15 protein-coding genes are annotated in these 18627 nt (G+C 69.5%); 4 read left to right on the forward strand and 11 right to left on the reverse strand.

Annotated features, from left to right (window positions below; all coding sequences use genetic code 11):
* Window positions 1–17: 17 nt before the first annotated feature.
* Entirely contained in the window at window positions 18–449 is a 432-nt protein-coding gene (gene mraZ, locus J2Y42_RS15515) for a division/cell wall cluster transcriptional repressor MraZ (RefSeq protein WP_018191374.1), read from the reverse strand.
* A 239-nt stretch (window positions 450–688) separates the two neighbouring features.
* Window positions 689–1069, reverse strand: a complete 381-nt coding sequence (locus J2Y42_RS15520) for a DUF3040 domain-containing protein (RefSeq protein WP_309860276.1) — start codon at window positions 1067–1069, stop codon at window positions 689–691.
* Window positions 1070–1149: 80 nt separating this feature from the next.
* Between J2Y42_RS15520 and J2Y42_RS15525 the strand changes: the two genes are divergently transcribed.
* Window positions 1150–2280, forward strand: coding sequence for a polyprenyl synthetase family protein (locus J2Y42_RS15525; RefSeq protein WP_309860278.1), 1131 nt, complete (start codon window positions 1150–1152; stop codon window positions 2278–2280).
* A 24-nt stretch (window positions 2281–2304) separates the two neighbouring features.
* On the opposite strand, the gene J2Y42_RS15530 is transcribed toward J2Y42_RS15525, so the two are convergent.
* Window positions 2305–2646 (reverse strand): Rv2175c family DNA-binding protein, encoded by a 342-nt coding sequence (locus J2Y42_RS15530; protein ID WP_018191377.1) that lies wholly within the window; start codon window positions 2644–2646, stop codon window positions 2305–2307.
* Window positions 2647–2796: 150 nt separating this feature from the next.
* Between J2Y42_RS15530 and J2Y42_RS15535 the strand changes: the two genes are divergently transcribed.
* Both J2Y42_RS15535 and pknB read left to right on the forward strand, forming a co-directional pair.
* Window positions 2797–3930, forward strand: coding sequence for a LysM peptidoglycan-binding domain-containing protein (locus J2Y42_RS15535; protein WP_309860281.1), 1134 nt, complete (start codon window positions 2797–2799; stop codon window positions 3928–3930).
* An 86-nt stretch (window positions 3931–4016) separates the two neighbouring features.
* Window positions 4017–5918 (forward strand): Stk1 family PASTA domain-containing Ser/Thr kinase, encoded by a 1902-nt coding sequence (pknB, locus tag J2Y42_RS15540; RefSeq protein ID WP_309860283.1) that lies wholly within the window; start codon window positions 4017–4019, stop codon window positions 5916–5918.
* A gap of 165 nt (window positions 5919–6083) precedes the next feature.
* On the opposite strand, the gene J2Y42_RS15545 is transcribed toward pknB, so the two are convergent.
* From J2Y42_RS15545 to J2Y42_RS15555, 3 genes are all read right to left on the reverse strand, one after another.
* Complete coding sequence (locus tag J2Y42_RS15545) at window positions 6084–7418, reverse strand: class II 3-deoxy-7-phosphoheptulonate synthase (protein ID WP_309860372.1); 1335 nt, start codon at window positions 7416–7418, stop codon at window positions 6084–6086.
* Between the two features lie 108 nt (window positions 7419–7526).
* Window positions 7527–8216: a 1-acyl-sn-glycerol-3-phosphate acyltransferase gene (locus J2Y42_RS15550; RefSeq protein WP_018191385.1), complete on the reverse strand. Its 690-nt coding sequence runs from the start codon at window positions 8214–8216 to the stop codon at window positions 7527–7529.
* A gap of 28 nt (window positions 8217–8244) precedes the next feature.
* Window positions 8245–9195: an ROK family glucokinase gene (locus tag J2Y42_RS15555; protein ID WP_309860286.1), complete on the reverse strand. Its 951-nt coding sequence runs from the start codon at window positions 9193–9195 to the stop codon at window positions 8245–8247.
* A gap of 148 nt (window positions 9196–9343) precedes the next feature.
* Here J2Y42_RS15555 and J2Y42_RS15560 point away from each other — a divergent pair, with 148 nt between their 5' ends.
* On the forward strand, window positions 9344–11173 hold the full coding sequence (locus J2Y42_RS15560; RefSeq protein WP_309860288.1) for an AMP-dependent synthetase/ligase: 1830 nt from the start codon (window positions 9344–9346) through the stop codon (window positions 11171–11173).
* Between the two features lie 13 nt (window positions 11174–11186).
* Here J2Y42_RS15560 and J2Y42_RS15565 read toward each other — a convergent pair whose 3' ends face one another.
* The 5 genes from J2Y42_RS15565 to J2Y42_RS15585 form a co-directional block, all read right to left on the reverse strand.
* Window positions 11187–12119 carry a hypothetical protein gene (locus tag J2Y42_RS15565; protein WP_309860290.1) on the reverse strand — a complete coding sequence of 311 codons (933 nt, stop codon included), beginning with the start codon at window positions 12117–12119 and terminating at the stop codon, window positions 11187–11189.
* Window positions 12120–12292: 173 nt separating this feature from the next.
* The gene (locus J2Y42_RS15570) at window positions 12293–13138 is read right to left on the reverse strand and encodes an NAD(P)-dependent oxidoreductase (RefSeq protein WP_309860292.1); all 846 of its coding nucleotides are present in this window, start codon (window positions 13136–13138) and stop codon (window positions 12293–12295) included.
* A 35-nt stretch (window positions 13139–13173) separates the two neighbouring features.
* Window positions 13174–13665: a peptide deformylase gene (gene def, locus J2Y42_RS15575; protein WP_309860294.1), complete on the reverse strand. Its 492-nt coding sequence runs from the start codon at window positions 13663–13665 to the stop codon at window positions 13174–13176.
* Between the two features lie 38 nt (window positions 13666–13703).
* Complete coding sequence (locus J2Y42_RS15580) at window positions 13704–15074, reverse strand: AAA family ATPase (RefSeq protein ID WP_309860297.1); 1371 nt, start codon at window positions 15072–15074, stop codon at window positions 13704–13706.
* Window positions 15075–15162: 88 nt separating this feature from the next.
* Window positions 15163–18567 (reverse strand): pyruvate carboxylase, encoded by a 3405-nt coding sequence (locus J2Y42_RS15585; protein ID WP_309860298.1) that lies wholly within the window; start codon window positions 18565–18567, stop codon window positions 15163–15165.
* Window positions 18568–18627 lie beyond the last annotated feature (60 nt).

The raw sequence follows: 18627 nt of genomic DNA on the forward strand, positions 1-18627 counted from the left end.
GCGCCAGGGACGCGGGCTCAGAAGAGTCCCGGGATCACCTCCTCCTCCGTGTTCGCGAATGCTGCTTCCTGTTCGGCCAGGTAGGTCTCCCAGGCCTGGGCGTCCCAGATCTCCGCGCGGCTGCCCGCGCCGATCACGACCAGGTCGCGATCGAGTCCCGCATACGAGCGGAGCGCGGACGGGATGGTCACCCGGTTCTGCTTGTCCGGGACCTCTGCGCTCGCCCCCGAGAGGAAGACGCGCAGGTAGTCACGGGCCTGCTTGCTCGTCACCGGCGCCTGGCGGATCTTCTCGTGGAGCGATTCGAACTCGCGCTGCGAGAAGACGTAGACGCAGTGCTCCTGGCCGCGGGTGAGGACGAGGCCGGACGCGAGCTCATCCCGGAATTTTGCCGGCAGGATGATGCGCCCCTTCTCGTCCAGCTTGGGGGCGTGCGTACCGAGGAACATCGGCTGCCACCCCCACTCTCCTGGCCCAGGTTGCGGTGTGGCTCCACTTTACTCCACTTCCATCCACAAAATCTCGCATTGAGGACAGATTGCCCCGAAATGGGTACGCCGAAGCCCGAAAACACGCGGAAGTAGCTGGTGGAGGAAAGTGGAGCGCATGGGGAGTCCCAGGAGCAACAGAAAAGGGCCGATCAGAAGATCGGCCCTTCGTCGAAGAACGGGTGGAGCGGAGTGGAGGGTTAGCCCTCGCCGCCGTCGTTGCGCTTGTCCCAGCGGTCGTTCATGCGGTCCATGAAGCCCGTCTGACCGCCACGCGCCTTCGCCTTCTTCGGCTCGGCGGCGCCCGGCTCGACCGCGACGCGCTTGCCCGGCGCGATGGCCACGAGGACACCCGCGAACATCACCACGAAGCCCAGGACGCCGACGATCGGCTGCTGGTAGTAGACGCCGGCGATCAGCACGCCGACGCCGACGACGGCGAGCAGGATGCCGAGCACGATCGACCGGTAGGCGGGACGTGCCCGCTTGCCCCCGACCTTCGCGACGAAGTCTGCGTCGTTCTGATAGAGACTGCGTTCCATCTCTTCGAGGAGGCGCTGCTCATGTTCCGAAAGCGGCATCCGATTCCCCCTCTTTCTCGCGGGTTCGAGGCTTCAGTGAGGTCGATTCTAGACCTCACGTGTCTGGCTAGGCTAGGCGTGTGTCTGAAAGCATCCGATTCGTCGACCTCATCCAGTCAAGAATCGATGGATTCTTCGATGCGCGTGCCTCCATTCTCGTCTCGATCGCCGATGAGCTCTCTCCCGTAGCGGCGTTCTCAAGGGAATTTCTCAGCGGCGGCAAGCGCTTCCGCGCCCTGTTCTGCTTCTGGGGATGGCAGGCCGTCCGCACCGCGGGAGACGAGGGCGACGACGAGTCGGACAGCGGCGCGGTCACGGCCGGCGGCGCCCTCGACGCCGTGGTCTCCGTCGCCAGCGCCCTCGAGCTGTTCCACGCCGCCGCGCTGGTCCACGACGACCTGATCGACAACTCGGACACCCGGCGCGGCAAGCCCGCCGCCCACAAGCGCTTCGAGCACCTCCACCTGAGCGAGGGATGGGGTGGCTCCGGCGCCACGTTCGGCACGGGCGCGGCGACCCTCCTCGGCGACCTGCTGCTCATCCTCAGCGACGAGCTGTTCGACGAGGGGCTCGCCCAGCTGGTGAGCGCCCCGGCGCGGCGGGCGACGCGAGCCGAGTTCAACCGGATGCGGATCGACGTCACGGCGGGCCAGTACCTCGACATCTTCGAGGAGATCGGCTGGTCGGGCCGCCCCGACTCGGAGCAGCTGGAGCGCGCCGAGCGCGTCATCGTCTACAAGTCGGCCAAGTACTCGATCGAGTCCCCTCTGCTCATCGGAGCGAGCCTGGCGGGAGCGACCGTGGGTCAGCTGGAGTCGCTCCGGGCGTTCGGGCTCCCCCTCGGCATCGCCTACCAGCTGCGCGACGACCTGCTCGGTGTCTTCGGAGACGCCGATGTGACGGGGAAGCCCAGTGGAGACGACCTCCGGGAGGGCAAGCGGACAGTCCTCATCGCGCTCACGCGCCAGGCCATCCCGTCAGGAGCGCGTGCCGCGCTGGACGAGCTGCTCGGCGACCCGGAGCTCACGCCGGAGCAGATCCGGACGATGCAGCTGACCATCCGGGAGTCCGGGGCCGTCGACACGGTGGAGCGGATGATCGCCGACAACGTCGCGCGCGCCATTGACGCGCTGGATGCAGCACCGCTCGGGGCAGCCGCGAAGGGCCAGCTCCGCGAGCTCGCGATCGCGGTCACGCGCCGGAGCGCATAGGCCCCATCGCGAGCCTGGAGCGATTCAGGCCAGCGCTTGGGCCACGCGGCGCACCTCGGCCTTGCGGCCGGCGCGCAGAGCCTCGATCGGCGATGTGCCGAGGCTCTCCTCCTCCGTCAGCAGCCAATCCACGGACTCGTCGTCGCTGAAGCCGTCGTCCGCCAGGACGATCAGGGTTCCCCGCAGCTCGCTGAGCGGCTGGCCGTCCTTGAGGAAGGACGCGGGCACCTTGAGCACGCCGTCGACGCGCTTGGCTCCCAGGTGGCGGTCCTCGATGAGCCGACGGACGCGGCTCACGCTCAGTCCCATCAGCTCGACGAGGTCGGGTACGGTCAACCACTCGGTGGTCTGGACGTGCTCGGTCACCCCACCAGCGTGCCACGGATTGCCGTCCGGCGAGAAGCGGGAGTAATTGTTACGATCATGTAAACCCGTGTCACATCCGTCACTCCTGTTGACTCCTCTCTCCTTGTGTGTCAGCGTGATGGGCGACGTGTCACTCGAAGAGGGGGTCACATGGCTCTGGCAGACACCGGCAGATCGCGCAGCATCCTGGGCACCGTCCCGATCGCGGTCGCGAGCTCGCTCGCGGTGACCCTGAACCTGGTCACGCCCGCACAGGCGGCGCCCCAGGAGGACCGCGCGACCGACCACTCCGGCGACACCGGCGAGATCAGTCCTCTCGAGCGCGCGGCGCTCGGCAGCACCATCGGGATGACGCCCAGCGGATCGACGTCGAGCACGTCCGCTCCGCTCACCTCCGTCGCGGCAGCACCCGCGACCTACCGCGTGCAGTCGGGCGACACCATCTCCGGCATCGCGGCCCGTTTCGGACTCTCGACAGCAGCCGTCCTCGCGATGAACGGCCTCAGCTGGAAGAGCCTCATCTTCCCGGGCCAGGTGCTCGCCCTCGCGCAGGCCGCACCCGCGGCCGCGCCGGCCCCGGCTCCCGCCCCCGCGGCTCCCGCGCCGGCTCCCGCCGCCACGGTGTACTCCGTGGTGCGCGGCGACACGATCAGCGGCATCGCCGGCCGTTTCGGCGTCACCACCCGCGCGGTGCTCGCCGCGAACGGCCTGAGCACGTCCAGCCTAATCTTCCCCGGGCAGAAGATCCGCATCCCGGGCATGACGACCGCCGCGCTCAACACCCCGGCACCGGCACCGGCACCGGCGCCCGTCGCCGCTCCGGCGCCCGTCGCCGCGCCGGCACCGCTGCCGACCGCGTCCGCCGGTCAGGTGGTCGCCCTCACCGACGAGATGCGCGCGAATGCCCAGCTGATCATCCGCATCGGCCGCCAGCAGGGCGTTCCGGACCAGGGCATCGTCATCGCTCTCGCCGCCGCCGCACAGGAATCCGGCCTCCGCAATGTCCGCTATGGCGACCGCGACTCCCTCGGGCTGTTCCAGCAGCGGCCGAGCACCGGATGGGGGACGCCGGAGCAGGTGCTCGACCCGACGCGCGCGACGCTCGCGTTCTACGGCGGAGCGGGAAACCCCAACGCCGGCCGCACCCGCGGCCTCCTCGACATCCCCGGATGGACGCGGATGAGCGTGACGCAAGCGGCGCAGGCCGTGCAGATCTCGGCGTTCCCCGACGCCTACGCCAAGTGGGAGACGTCGGCGCGCACCTGGCTGGCCCAGCTCGGCTGAGCCGGAATGTCACAGCCCGATCACAGCCACCGCGTCCACCGGTGTTTTGCAGGGTTCTCGCCCGGCTCGTTCCCTAGACTCGATCCGTGACCACGAGCCAGACCGACCCGATGATCGGCCGTCTCATCGACGGCCGCTATCAGGTGCGCTCGCGGATCGCCCGAGGCGGCATGGCGACCGTCTACCTCGCGACCGACCTGCGCCTCGAGCGCCGCGTCGCGATCAAGATCATGCACGGCCACCTCGCCGACGACTCCACGTTCAAGAGCCGCTTCGTGCAGGAGGCCCGCTCGGCCGCTCGGCTCGCGCATCCCAACGTCGTCAACGTCTTCGACCAGGGCCAGGACTCCGACATGGCCTACCTGGTCATGGAGTACCTGCCCGGCATCACCCTGCGCGACCTGCTCAAGGACTACGGCAAGCTGACGCCCGAGCAGACCATCGACATCATGGAGGCGGTGCTCTCCGGCCTCGCCGCGGCGCACAAGGCGGGCATCGTCCACCGCGACCTCAAGCCGGAGAACGTGCTGCTCGCCGACGACGGGCGCATCAAGATCGGCGACTTCGGGCTCGCCCGTGCGGCCAGCGCCAACACGGCCACCGGCCAGGCGCTGCTCGGCACGATCGCGTACCTCTCCCCCGAGCTCGTCACCCGCGGCGTCGCCGACGCCCGCAGCGACATCTACGCGCTCGGCATCATGATGTACGAGATGCTCACCGGCCAGCAGCCGTTCCAGGGCGAGCAGCCGATGCAGATCGCCTACCAGCACGCGAACGACGCCGTGCCCGCGCCGAGCAGCAAGAACCCGGCCGTGCCCGCAGAGCTGGATGAGCTCGTCCTCTGGGCGACGGAGAAGGACCCGGACCGACGGCCCCGCGACGCGCGGGAGATGCTCGATCGCCTGCTGGAGGCCGAGAAGGCGCTCCGCGGCGAGGCCGTTCTGCAGCCGACGATGGTGCTCCCGCCCGCGTACGAAATCGACCAGGGCGACACCCAGATCATCAACCCGGCGATCCGCCAGCAGGTCGCGTCCAGCACGCCGGCCGCGGCGACGACACTCACAGCGGCTGCCGCCAAGCGGCGCTCGAAGGGCTGGTGGCTGTTCGCGCTCGTCCTCGTGCTCGCCGGCGTCGCTGCAGGCACCGGCTGGTACTTCGGTGCGGGCCCCGGCTCGCTGGTCGCCGTCCCGAACGTCGTCAACAAGGCGCCGGATGCGGCGGTCTCGCAGCTGCAGAAGCTCGGTTTCAAGACGGCTCAGGCGCCCGAATACAGCACGACCGTCGCGGCCGGGATGGTATCGAGCACGGACCCCGGAGCCGGCGTCCCCGCCGGGCGCGGTAGCACGGTGACGCTGCGTGTCTCGCAGGGGCCGAAGCCGGTGACCATCCCGCCCCTCGCCGGCACGACCATCGACACGGCCAAGAGCGCCATCACCGGCGTCGGGGCGAAGGTCGGAACGGTCGCGGAGCAATTCGACGCCAAGGTGCCCGCCAACACCGTCATCTCGGCGACGCGCGCCGACAACGGCGCGGACATCTCCGGCGGCGGCAACTACTTCGAGGCCGCGGCGGTGAACCTCGTCGTCTCGGTCGGCGCCATCCCGGATGTCGCCGGCAAGTCCGTGGAAGACGCCTCGGCCATCCTGAGCAAGGTCAAGCTCCTCACCTCCGCCGGCCCCGAGAGCTACAGCGACACGGTCGAAGACGGCGACGTGATCTCCGCGCAGCCGCAGCACGAGCCCGTCCGCCCCGGCGACACACTGCTGCTGGAGACGTCGAAGGGACCGGAGCCCGTCACCATCCCCGATGTCGCCGGCAAGACGTGGGATGTGGCCAAGAAGGCGCTCACGGACGCCGGCTTCAAGCTCAAGTACAGCGCCATCGCCGACGTCGCACCGAACGCGTTCGTCGTGTCGAAGGTGTCGCCGGCCGGCGGGACCCAGGCGCCCAAGGGCTCGACGATCACGGTCAACTTCGCCGGGTTCTGAGCGACTGCCGCCGCAACCGGCGCGGTCTGCCTGCGCTGCCGCGCGTCGGAACGGAGGAGATACCGCTTCGCCGCGTCCGTCAACGCAGAAAGCGGAGGAGCACCGCGGCCGTGGGGCCGTGGGCTCCTCCGTTTCTGCGGAGGGTGGAGGTGCTGCGAGCCGGTATCAGCGGGCAGCGGCCGAGAGCTCCTCGGCAACCAGGAAGGCCAGCTCCAGCGACTGCTGGTGGTTCAGGCGCGGGTCGCAGAGCGACTCGTAGCGGGTCGCCAGCGTCTCCTCGTCGATGTGCTCGGAACCGCCCAGGCACTCGGTCACGTCGTCGCCGGTGAGCTCCACGTGGATGCCGCCCGGGTTGGTGCCGGCAGCGCGGTGCGCCTCGAAGAAGCCCTTCACCTCGTCGACGATGTCGTCGAAACGGCGCGTCTTGTAGCCGGTCGGCGTGGTGAGACCGTTGCCGTGCATCGGGTCGGTGACCCAGAGCGGCTTCGCGTCCGAACGCTTGATCGCTTCGAGCAGCGGCGGCAGCGCGTCCCGGATCTTCCCGGCGCCCATGCGCGTGATGAAGGTCAGGCGGCCGGGCTCACGCTCGGGATCGAGCTTGTCGATGAGGCGGAGCATGTCGTCACGGGAGGTGGTCGGCCCGAGCTTCACGCCGATCGGGTTGCGCACGCGCGACAGGAAGTCGACGTGCGCGCCGTCGAGCTCGCGCGTCCGCTCGCCGATCCAGACGAAGTGCGCCGACGTGTTGTACGGCGTGCCGGTGCGGGAGTCGATGCGCGTCATCGGCCGCTCGTAGTCCATGAGCAGCGCCTCGTGGCTGGAGTAGAACTCCACCCGCGTGAGCTCGTCGAAGTCGGCGCCCGCCGCCTCCATGAACTTGATGGCGCGGTCGATCTCGCGGGCGAGGCCCTCGTAGCGCTGGTTGGCCGGGTTCGCGGCGAAGCCGCGGTTCCAGCTGTGCACCTGGCGCAGGTCGGCGAATCCACCCTGGGTGAAGGCGCGGATGAGGTTCAGCGTGGATGCGGCGGTGTGGTACCCCTGCACCAGCCGGCGCGGGTCGGCCTGGCGCGACTCGGGCGTGAAATCGTAGCCGTTGACGATGTCGCCGCGGTAGGCGGGCAGGGTGACACCGTTGCGCGTCTCGGTGTCACTGGAGCGCGGCTTGGCGAACTGCCCGGCCATGCGGCCCATCTTGATCACGGGCACGGAGGCGCCGTAGGTCAGCACGACGGCCATCTGCAGCACCGTCTTGACACGGTTGCGGATGGCGTCGGCCGTCGCTCCGGCGAACGTCTCGGCGCAGTCGCCGCCCTGCAGCAGGAACGCCTTGCCCTCGGCGGCGCGGGCCAGCCGCGTCCGCAGCTGGTCGACCTCGCCGGCGAACACCAGCGGCGGAAGGGTGGCGATCTCGGCGGACGCGGCGGCGGCCGCCTCCGGGTCCGGCCAGGCCGGCTGCTGCTTGATCGGGAGCGTGCGCCAATACTCCAGGCCCTCGATCACGGACTCGTCAGGTCGCACGACGGGCTCTGTGGTCTGTAGCACTGGTCTTCCGCTCACTCGAGGTTGGATGGGATATCCGAGCCTATCGCGAAAGCCGATGCGGCCGTCCTACTGTGACAGCGTCGCCCGCTTCTCCTTGACCGTGCTGGCGTACACGTCGACGTACTCCTGGTCGCCGAGGCGCTGCAGCTCGTACATGATCTCGTCGGTGACCGAGCGCAGGATGAAGCGGTCGCCCTCCATCCCGTCGAACCGGGAGAAGTCGAGCGGCTCCCCCACGATGATGCCGATGCGTCCGATCTTCGGGAGCCGCTTGCCGATCGGCATGATCTTGGCCGTATCCACCATCGCGACGGGGACGACCGGGACGCCGGCCTCCAGGATCATCCGCGCGACGCCCGTGCGACCGCGGTACAGCTTGCCGTCCGGGCTGCGGGTGCCCTCCGGGTAGATGCCGAGGATCTCGCCGCGAGCGAGGACTGCGAGCCCGGTGTTGAGCGACGCCTCCGACGCCTTGCCGCCGGAGCGGTCGATGGGCAGCTGGCCGGTGGCGTTCATGAACGCCTTGGTCGCCCATCCCTTCAGGCCCCTGCGGGTGAAGTAGTCGCTCTTGGCGAGGAAGGACACGTGCCGGTCGACCTCGAGCGGCAGGAAGATCGAGTCGATGAACGACAGATGGTTGCTCGCGAGGATGACCGGACCGTCGGTGGGGATGTTCTCGAGGCCGACGACCCACGGCCGGAAGATACCGCGCAGCAGCGGTCCCACGATCACGTACTTCATCAGCCAGTAGAACATCGAACCGAAGCCTATCCCCGCGCTGCCCCTAGAGCGAGGATGCGTGCAGTCGCGCCAGGTCGGCCGCTCCGACCACCCCGGCGTCGTTCACCAGCTCGGCGATCGCGAACTCGGGCTCCGGGTGGAAGCCGCGGGCGGGAAGATTCTCCAGATACGCCAGCCGGATGGGCTCCAGCAGCAGCTCGCCGGCCTGGGCGACGCCGCCGCCGAAGACGAAGAGCTGCGGGTCGAGGATGGCGCCCAGGCTCGCGCACGCCTGCCCGAGCCAGTCGCCGAGCTGGCGGAGGGCGGCGAGCGCTCCCGGGTCGCCCGCGGTGATCAGGGCGCTGATGTCGTGCCCGGTGAGCGCGCCGGTGCGGCTGCGCACATCCGCGAGTCCCTGGCCGATCCCGCCCGCGTCCGCGAGCTCGTTCGCCATGCGCTGCAGGGCGCGGCCGGAACCGTACTGCTCGATGCAGCCGTGCGCGCCGCAGCCGCAGGGAAGGCCGCCCGGGACGACGCGCATGTGGCCGATCTCCGCTCCCGCGCCGAAACCGCCGCGGAAGAGCCGGTCGTTGCTGACGATCGCACCGCCCACACCGGTCCCGATGGTGAGCACCACCATGTCGGAGACGAGCCGGCCGGCACCGTAGCGGAACTCCGCCCAGCCGGCCGCGTTGGCGTCGTTCTCGATGATCACGGGGATGTCGAGGCGCTCCTCGAGCTTCTCCCGGAACGGCTCGTGGCGCCAGTTGATGTTCGGCGCATAGTAGACGGTCGACTGCGCGGCGTCGATGAAGCCGGCCGCGGCGACTCCCGCACCGGCGATCTCCTCCGGGCCGTCGCTGAGGCGGCGGATCATCGCGACGACGGCGTTCTCGATCTCCTCCGGACGCGTCGCATCGGTGGGGACGCGATCCTCCCGGACGATCGTCCCGAGCTCGTCGACGAGGGCTCCGGCGATCTTGGTCCCTCCGATGTCGATGCCGATGGCGTGCACGTGGGGCCTTCCTGGAGGGATGGTGAGAGGGAGGGGCGGTCTGGCCGGGTCTCGGGCGAGCCGTGGCGGGACCATCTAGAGTGTAATCAACCGAATCGCCCCGAGCCATTCGGCCGCACGCCCGCCCACCGGTATCGAGGGAGCTACCGTGAAACAGATCCTTACCCCCGCGATCGTCCCTGCGGACCCGGACGCCAACGCCACCGGCCTGCTCGTCGACCGCGTTGCGCAGACGCCGGACCAGCCGCTGTTCAGCCTCCCGGACGGCGACGGCTGGCGCGACGTGTCGGCGGCGGAGTTCCACCGCCAGGTGATCGCCCTCGCGAAGGGCCTGGTCGCCGCGGGCATCGAGCCCGGCGACAAGATCGGGCTGATGTCGAAGACCCGGTACGAGTGGACTCTCATCGACTTCGCCGTGTGGTTCGCCGGCGCGGTTCTCGTGCCGATCTACGAGACGTCCTCCCCCACCCAGATCCAGTGGAACATGTCCGACTCCGGCGCCATGGCGGTGTTCCTGGAGAACGCCGAGATGCACGCGCGCTTCGACGAGGTGCACCCGGAGCTCCCCGACATCCGCACCGTCTGGCAGCTGCACCTCGGCGACCTCGACAAGCTCGCCGCCGCGGGTGTCGACGTGCCCGACGAGGAGATCGAGCGGCGCCGCCGCATCGCCAAGGGCTCCGACATCGGGACGCTGATCTACACCTCGGGCTCGACCGGGCGGCCGAAGGGATGCGTCCTCACGCACTCGAACTTCGTCGAGCTCTCGCGCAACTCGGCCGAGGCGCTCAAGCAGGTCGTGCAGCAGCCGGGCGGCGCATCCACTCTGCTCTTCATCACCACCGCGCACGTGTTCGCCCGCTTCATCGCCGTGCTCTGTGTCACCGGCGGCGTCAAGGTCGGCCACCAGGCCGACACCAAGCAGCTGCTGCCTGCGCTGGCGAGCTTCAAGCCGACGTTCCTGCTGGCGGTGCCGCGCGTGTTCGAGAAGGTCTACAACTCGGCCGAGCAGAAGGCCGAGTCCGGTGGACGCGGTAAGATCTTCCGCGCGGCCGCGGACGTCGCGGTCGAGCACTCGAAGGCCGTCGAGGCCGGCTCGGTGCCGTTCGGACTGAAGCTCAAGTTCGCCCTCTACGACCGGCTGGTGTATTCGAAGCTCCGTGCCGCGATGGGCGGCCGCGTGAAGTTCGCGGTGTCCGGCTCCGCGCCGCTCGGCTCGCACCTCGGTCACTTCTACCACAGCCTCGGCATCAAGGTCCTGGAGGGCTACGGGCTCACCGAGACCACCGCGCCCGCGACCGTGAACCGGCCGGACACGTTCCGGATCGGCACCGTCGGTCCGGCGCTCCCGGGCGTCGACCTGCGTCTCGCCGACGACGGCGAGATCGAGGTGCGCGGCATCAACGTCTTCAAGGAGTATTGGAAGAACCCGGAGGCGACCGCCGCGGCGTTCCACGACGGCTGGTTCAAGACCGGCGACCTCGGCTCGTTCGATGAGGACGGCTTCCTCACGATCACCGGCCGCAAGAAGGAGATCATCGTCACGGCCGGTGGCAAGAACGTCTCCCCCGCCGCGCTCGAGGACCCCATCCGCTCGAACCCGCTCGTGAGCCAGGTGATCGTGGTGGGCGACCAGAAGCCGTTCATCTCCGCCCTCATCACCCTCGACACCGAGATGCTGCCCACGTGGCTCGCCAACAACGGCGAGGACAAGGACATGACCCTCGCCGAGGCGTCGGTCAATCCGGCCGTCCACGCCGAGATCCAGCGCGCCATCGACCACGCCAACGCCGGTGTCTCGCGCGCCGAGAGCGTCCGCAAGTTCGTGGTGCTCGCGACGGAGCTGAGCGAGGCGAGCGGCCACCTGACGCCCAAGATGAGCATCAAGCGCAACGTCATCCTCGCCGACTTCGCGGACGTGATCGACGGCATCTACAGCGACAACCCCCGCACCGAGGGCTTCTCCCTCGCCCACTGACCCGTCGTCTCGTTCACGATTTGCGCCAAATCTCGGTTTTCGGCGTCGCAATACCGAGATTTGGCGCAAATCGTTGGAGGCGTTGGACGAATGCGGCTCGGTCGGCGAAGAGGTCGTCGGCGGTGATCCTGAGAACCTGCCAGCCCGCGGCCAGGAGAAGGTCGTGCCGTTTGATGTCGAGGAACCACTGCCGCCTTTCGACCCGGTGTGCGTCGCCGTCGTACTCGAACGCGATGCGCCGGTCGGGTAGCGCAAGATCCGGGTGCAGAACCCGGCCGTCGGCGACCAGCACGGGCTCGTTCACCCTGAGGCCCGTGATGCCGAGCTCCGCCAGGAACAGGCGCAGCAAGCTCTCCGGCCGGGAGTCGGTTCCGAACCGGATGCGGGACAGAGCCCAGGCGCGCGCCTTGCCTCCCTTCGTCCGGCGAACCCGGGCGGAGGTCTCCGCCAACTGATCGATCGTGACGATCGGAGGGCGGTTTCGCGCGCCGACGAGATGGTCGCCGGCAGCGACGAGATCGCTCGGCCCGAGCATTCCGGAGAGCTGGCACCACACGTGAGCGGGCAAGGACACCGGGAGGCCGGCGACGTCCATCCCTTCAAGCGCTCGCAAGCTGTGCCCGGTCACGCCTCGACCGTGCGGGGCCGTGCGTGGAGAGAGCACCGACACGTGCAAGGGGCGACGAGACGCATCGGCCGGCAACGGGATGCCGAGGAGTTCAGCGGCCGTGGTGTGACTGAAGAACGCACGCATCGGCATGACGCGCAGGTACGCCCGACACAGTTCCTGCAGCTCACCTGGACCGTACGACAGATTCACGCCGTGAAACGGATGGTGGATGTCGCCGGCGCGCAAGCGCAACGCGTCGACGCCGTGCCGCTGTGCCTGCGACAGGGTGAAAGGGACACCGACGAGCGGTCGTGGGAGGGGTGGTGGGGTTCGCATCCCGTCATCATGCCGAACACGCCCGCCGCATGACCCCGCAGCCCGCCGATCTGTGGACAGCGCGCGTTCTCCACACCCTGACCGCAGATTGAGATTTGCGCCAAATCGCGGTTTTGACGCCCACATAACCGAGATTTGGCGCAAATCTCAGGAAGGGCGGATGCGGCGGCGGGTCAGACCTCGTCGCGCCAGGAGTGGGTGGGGGCGTAGCCGAGGATGCGGCGGGCCTTGTCGATCGACAGGAGGGTGTCGTTGACGCCGAGTTCGCGCTTCAGCGGCACGCCGGGGAACACCTCGGCGACCAGGTCGTCGTTGGAGCGGCTCATCACGGTGTCGGCGGCGGCGATGATGAAGCGGTCGAAGCCGGTCGTGTCCCACTCCAGCGCGCGGCGGATCGCCTGTGCGCCGTCCCGCGCGTCGATGTAGCCCCACAGGTTCCATTTGCGCGCCCACGGGTCGTCGTCGAACGCGGGGAACGCCGCGTAGTCCTCCGGGTCCATCACGTTCGAGAAGCGCAGCGCCACGATCTTCAGCGCCGGATCCCAGCGCACCAGCTCGATCGCCATCTGCTCCTCGAGGTGCTTCACCAGCGAGTAGGTGCTCTCCGGGCGGGCCGGGTAGTCCTCATCCACGGGGATGTACGGCGGCGGCACGTCGAACGGCAGGCCCAGCACGGTCTCGCTCGACGCGTAGACGACATTCCGGATGCCCGCGCGACGCGCAGCCTGGAACACGTTGTACGTCACGCGGATGTTGTTGTGGAACGTCGCAACATCGCTCAGGATGCCCGGCGCCGGGATGGCCGCCAGGTGCACGATCGCGTCGAAACCGTCGTGCTGGTCGTTGACGCCGAGCATCGCATCCACCGTCTGCCCGTAGTCGGTGAGGTCGACGCGGACGAAACCGGGACCGCGCTCCCCCGCCGCGTCGAGGGAGACGACGATGTCTCCCGACTTCCGCAGCTCGCGCACGACAGTGCGTCCGAGCTTGCCCGATCCTCCGGTGACCGCAATTCGCATGCGGCCAGTCTACGAGCGCCGCGGGCGGCGAGGCGTCAGAACCAGTCCGACTCGCGGACCTGCTTCATCGCCTCCCGGCGGCTCTCCTTGTCGAGCCGGTCGAGGTAGAGCTTTCCGTCGAGGTGGTCGGTCTCGTGCTGCAGCGCCTGCGCGAGCACACCGGTGCCGGAGACCTCGATCTCGTTGCCGTCGAGGTCGAGGCCCGTCACCCGGGCGAACGGGTAGCGCAGCGTCTTGAACCAGAGACCCGGCACGGAGAGGCAGCCCTCGTCCATCAGCTCCGGCTCCCCCGACACCTCGACGAGGACGGGGTTGATGACGTACCCGACCTTCCCGTCGACGTTGTAGCTGAATGCGCGCTCGTTGACGCCGATCTGCGGAGCGGCGACGCCGGCGCGGCCCGGCGGGAGGACGCTGTCCACGAGGTCTTCGACCAGTCCGCGCACGCCGTCGTCGATCTCCCCGATCGGCTCGGACGGGGTCTTCAGAACGGGGTCGCCGAACAGGCGGATCTGACGCTCGGTCACAAGTGCTCCTCGGTGGATCGGGCGGACGGTCGGGATGCTCAGTCGCGCTCCGCGGGCAGGCCCTCGACGACGAGAGCGGCCAGCGTACGCGCCGAGAGGCGGGTCAGCGGCTTGAGGTCCTTCCACGACACCACGGAGCCGGCGGCCAGCTGCGGGTCGTACGGGACACGGACGATCTCGCGGACCCGCGAACGGAAGTGCGCCTCGATCTCCTCCAGCTTCACCAGGTTGGTGGCGTGCGTCGCGGTGTTCAGTGCGACGACGGCGTTGCGGACGAGCTCGCCGTAGCCGTTCGCCTCCAGCCAGGTGAGCGTCTCGGAGGCCAGGCGGGCCTCATCCACACTGCCGCCGGACACGATGACGAGCGAATCCGCCCGCTGCAGCGTCGCGCGCATGACCGAGTGGACGATACCGGTGCCGCAGTCCGTGAGCACGATCGAGTAGAACCGTGCGGAGAGGTCGGCGACGACGTTGTAGTCGTTCTCGTCGAACGCCTCCGAGAGCATCGGGTCGGTGTCGGACGCGAGGATGTCGAGACGCGTCTCATCGCGCGACACGAGTGCCGAGAAGTCGGTGAAGCCGCCGATGCTTGCGGCCTTGTGCACCACGTCCCGCACGGTCGAACGGGTCTGGCGCGGCACGCGCTCGGACAGCGTCCCGCGGTCCGGGTTCGCGTCGATCGCGATGATGCGGTCCTCGCGGGCCGACGCCAGCGCCATCCCGAGCAGCGTGGTGACGGTGGTCTTGCCGACGCCGCCCTTGCGGGTGAGCACGGGCACGAAGCGCGCGCCGCCCTCCAGGTGCTTCTGGATGCGGTGGTCGAGCTCCTTGCGCGCCCGCACCTTGGCGGAGTCGCCGAGGTTCACGGTGCGGAAGGTGACGTTGTAGACGAAGCGCTGCCACGGCCCCTCCGGACCGGGACGCGTCTTGCGATTGACCTCGAGGAGGCGGTCGGCGGTCAGCATCGCGGCGGGCTCGGGCTGGCCGGACTGCTCGCCGCGGAGCCGGTCGCGGCGGGAGCCGGCGAAGGCGTCGGACGCCAGCAGCGGCGGCACGTCGTCGGCGGGAGCCGCTGCACCCTCCGGCGGTTCGGGCGTCGTGGCGAGACGGGAGGCGACGATGGCGACCGACATGGTGGTCGGCTCCGCGGGCGACGCGACGAACCCCGGGTCGACGGGGACCTCGTCGATCGCGACGGCGGCCTCGTCCTCCGGGATCTCGCGCGGCGGCGTCGGCGGGAGGTCGACGGCGATGCTCAGCGTCGACTCCACATCCAGCACCGGCTCGCGCGACGGCGACGGCGACGGCGACGGCTCGAACGAGCGCGCGGGCGTCAGCTCGTCATCCGCGGGCACGAGGTCGCGCGGGGCGTGCTCCTCGGGCGCGTCGGCGTCGGACCTGTCAGCCACGTCGTCTCGTCCTCCTTCTGTCGCGGGAGTGTCCCGCCGACTCGTCATTGTAGGCCGCCCCGGGCCGGGGCGGCCGATCAGCGCCCGCTCAGGCCGGCTGGATCACCACGAGCAGGTCGCCCGCGTCGACCTGCTGGGTCTTCGGGATGGCGAGCCGCTCGATGGTCCCGGCGATGGGAGCCGTGATGGCGGCCTCCATCTTCATCGCCTCGATCGAGGCGACCGCCTGACCCGCCGTGACCGTGTCGCCGACCGCGACCTGGAGGGTGACGACGCCGGAGAACGGCGCGGCCACCTGGCCCGGGTTCGCGGAATCGGCCTTCTCGGCCGCCTTGGTCTCGACGACGATGCTGCGGTCGCGCACGAACACCGGCCGCAACTGGCCGTTGAGCGTGGTCATGACCGTGCGCATGCCCTTCTCGTCCGCCTCGCCGATGGCCTCCAGCCCGACGTACAGGCGCACGCCGCGGCTGAACTCGATGACGTGCTCCGATCCCTGCTTGAGCCCGTACAGGTAGTCGAGCGTGTCGACGACGGAGAGGTCGCCGAACAGCTCGCGCATCTGCTCGTAGATGCGGGTGGGAGCCGGGAAGAGGAGGCGGTTGAGGGTCGCGCGACGCTCCTCGCTCGATCCCTCCAGCGCGCTTCGGTCGTCGGCCGAGAGGTCCTCGACGCCGACCTTGACCGTCTTGCCCGCCAGCACCTTCGTGCGGAACGGCTCCGGCCATCCACCGGGCAGCTCGCCCAGCTCGCCCGCCATGAAGCCGACCACCGAGTCCGGGATGTCGTAGTTCTGCGGGTTCTCGGCGAAGTCGTCCGGGTCGGCCTTGACCGCCGCGAGGTGCAGGGCCAGGTCGCCGACGACCTTCGACGACGGCGTCACCTTCGGGATGCGGCCCAGGATGCGGTTGGCCGCCGCGTACATGTCCTCGACGAGCTCGAAGTCCTCCGCGAGGCCCAGCGCCTTCGCCTGCTGACGCAGGTTGGAGAGCTGGCCGCCGGGGATCTCGTGCTTGTAGACACGACCCGTGGGGCCGGGCAGACCCGACTCGAACGGGCGGTAGACCTGGCGGACCGCCTCCCAGTACGGCTCGAGGTCTTCGACCGCACTGAGGGAGATGCCGGTGTCGCGCTCGGTGTGGGCGAGGGCGGCCACCAGAGCGGAGGCGCTCGGCTGGCTGGTCGTTCCGGCCATGGGGGCGCTGGCCACATCCACAGCGTCCGCACCCGCGCGCGAGGCGGCGAGCAGCGTGGCGAGCTGGCCGCCCGGGGTGTCGTGGGTGTGCACGTGGACCGGGAGGTCGAACCGCTCGCGGAAGGCGGCGACGAGCTTCTCGGCGGCCGACGGACGCAGCAGTCCGGCCATGTCCTTGATGGCGAGGATGTGCGCGCCCGACTCGACGATCTGCTCGGCGAGGCGGAGGTAGTAGTCGAGCGTGTACAGGTCTTCCGCCGGGTCGAGCAGGTCGCCGGTGTAGCAGACCGCGACCTCGGCGATCGCGGAGCCGGTGGCGAGCACGGACTCGATGGCCGGGCGCATCTGCGACACGTCGTTGAGGGCGTCGAAGATGCGGAAGATGTCCACACCGGTCGCGGCGGCCTCCTGCACGAAGGCGTCGGTCACCTGCGTCGGGTACGGCGTGTACCCGACGGTGTTGCGACCGCGCAGCAGCATCTGGATGTTGATGTTCGGCAGTGCCTCGCGGAGGGTTGCGAGACGCTCCCACGGGTCCTCGCCCAGGAAGCGGAGCGCGACGTCGTAGGTCGCGCCGCCCCAGGCCTCCACCGAGAGGAGCTCCGGCGTCATCCGCGCGACATAGGGCGCGACGGCGACGAGATCGCGAGTGCGGACGCGGGTGGCCAGCAGCGACTGGTGCGCGTCGCGGAACGTGGTCTCGGTGACCGCGAGCGCCTTCTGCGCACGCAGGGCCTCCGCGAACCCGGCCGGGCCGAGCTCCAGCAGACGCTGACGCGAGCCGGCGGGGGCCGGCGCGCTCAGGTCGATCTTCGGCAGCTTCTCCGCCGGGTCGGCGCTGATCGGGCGCGGGCCATTGGGCTGGTTCACCGTGACATCGGCGAGCCAGTTGAGCACCTTGGTGCCGCGGTCCTTCGATGCACGCCCCTTGAACAGCTCCGGGCGCTCCTCGATGAAGGAGGTGGAGACGTTGCCGGCGATGAAGTCCGGGTCCTCCATGACCGCCTGCAGGAACGGGATGTTCGTGGCGACACCGCGCACGCGGAACTCGGCCAGCGCGCGGCGGGCGCGCAGCACGGCGGCCGGGAAGTCGCGTCCGCGGCAGATGAGCTTCGCGAGCATCGAGTCGAAGTGCGGGCTGATCTGCGCGCCCGGGTTGATCGTGCCGCCGTCGAGGCGGATGCCCGCACCGCCCGGAGAGCGGTAGGTCGTGATCTTGCCGGTGTCGGGACGGAAGCCGGCCGTCGGGTCCTCCGTGGTGATGCGGCACTGCAGCGCCGCGCCCCGGATGTGCACCGTCTCCTGGCTGAGGCCGAGGTCGGCCAGCGTCTCCCCCGCCGCGATGCGGATCTGCGACTGGACGAGGTCGACGTCGGTGATCTCCTCGGTGACCGTGTGCTCCACCTGGATGCGCGGGTTCATCTCGATGAACACGTGCTGTCCGGCGCGCTCTCCCGCGGTGTCGAGCAGGAACTCGACGGTGCCGGCGTTCTGGTAGCCGATCGAGCGGGCGAACGCGACGGCGTCGCGGTACAGCGCCTGACGGATGTCCTCCGACAGGTTCGGTGCCGGAGCGATCTCGACGACCTTCTGGTGGCGGCGCTGCACGGAGCAGTCGCGCTCGAACAGGTGCATCGTCTCGCCGGTGCCGTCGGCGAGGATCTGCACCTCGATGTGACGCGGGCGGAGCACGGCCTGCTCCAGGAACATGGTGGGGTCGCCGAAGGCGCTGTCCGCCTCGCGCATGGCCTCCTCGAGCGCCGGACGGAGCTCGTCCTTGCTGCTGACGCGGCGCATCCCGCGGCCACCGCCACCGGCGACCGCCTTCGCGAAGATGGGGAAGCCGATCGCATCGGCGCCCGCGAGAAGCTCGTCGATGTCGCGCGACGGCGGGGTGGACTTGAGGACGGGGACGCCCGCGGCGATCGCGTGCTCCTTCGCCGTGACCTTGTTCCCGGCCATCTCCAGCACGGAGGCGGACGGGCCGATGAAGGTGATGCCGGCCGCGCGGGCCGCTTCGGCCAGGTCCGGGTTCTCGGACAGGAAGCCGTAGCCGGGGTAGATGGCGTCCGCGCCGGACTCCTTCGCGACGCGGATGATCTCGTCCACATCCAGGTAGGCGCGGACCGGGTGGCCCGGCTCGCCGATCTGGTAAGCCTCGTCAGCCTTCAAGCGGTGCATCGAGTTGCGATCTTCATACGGGAAGACGGCGACCGTTTCGGCGCCGAGCTCGTACGCGGCCCGGAAGGCTCGGATGGCGATTTCACCGCGGTTGGCAACGAGGATCTTTCGGAACATGGGGACCTTTCGAGCAGGGGTCGACACCACACAGCAAACGGTTAGGTTCTCTAAGACTAG

Source organism: Leifsonia sp. 1010 (assembly GCF_031455295.1).
In the GTDB taxonomy this organism is placed as follows: domain Bacteria; phylum Actinomycetota; class Actinomycetes; order Actinomycetales; family Microbacteriaceae; genus Leifsonia.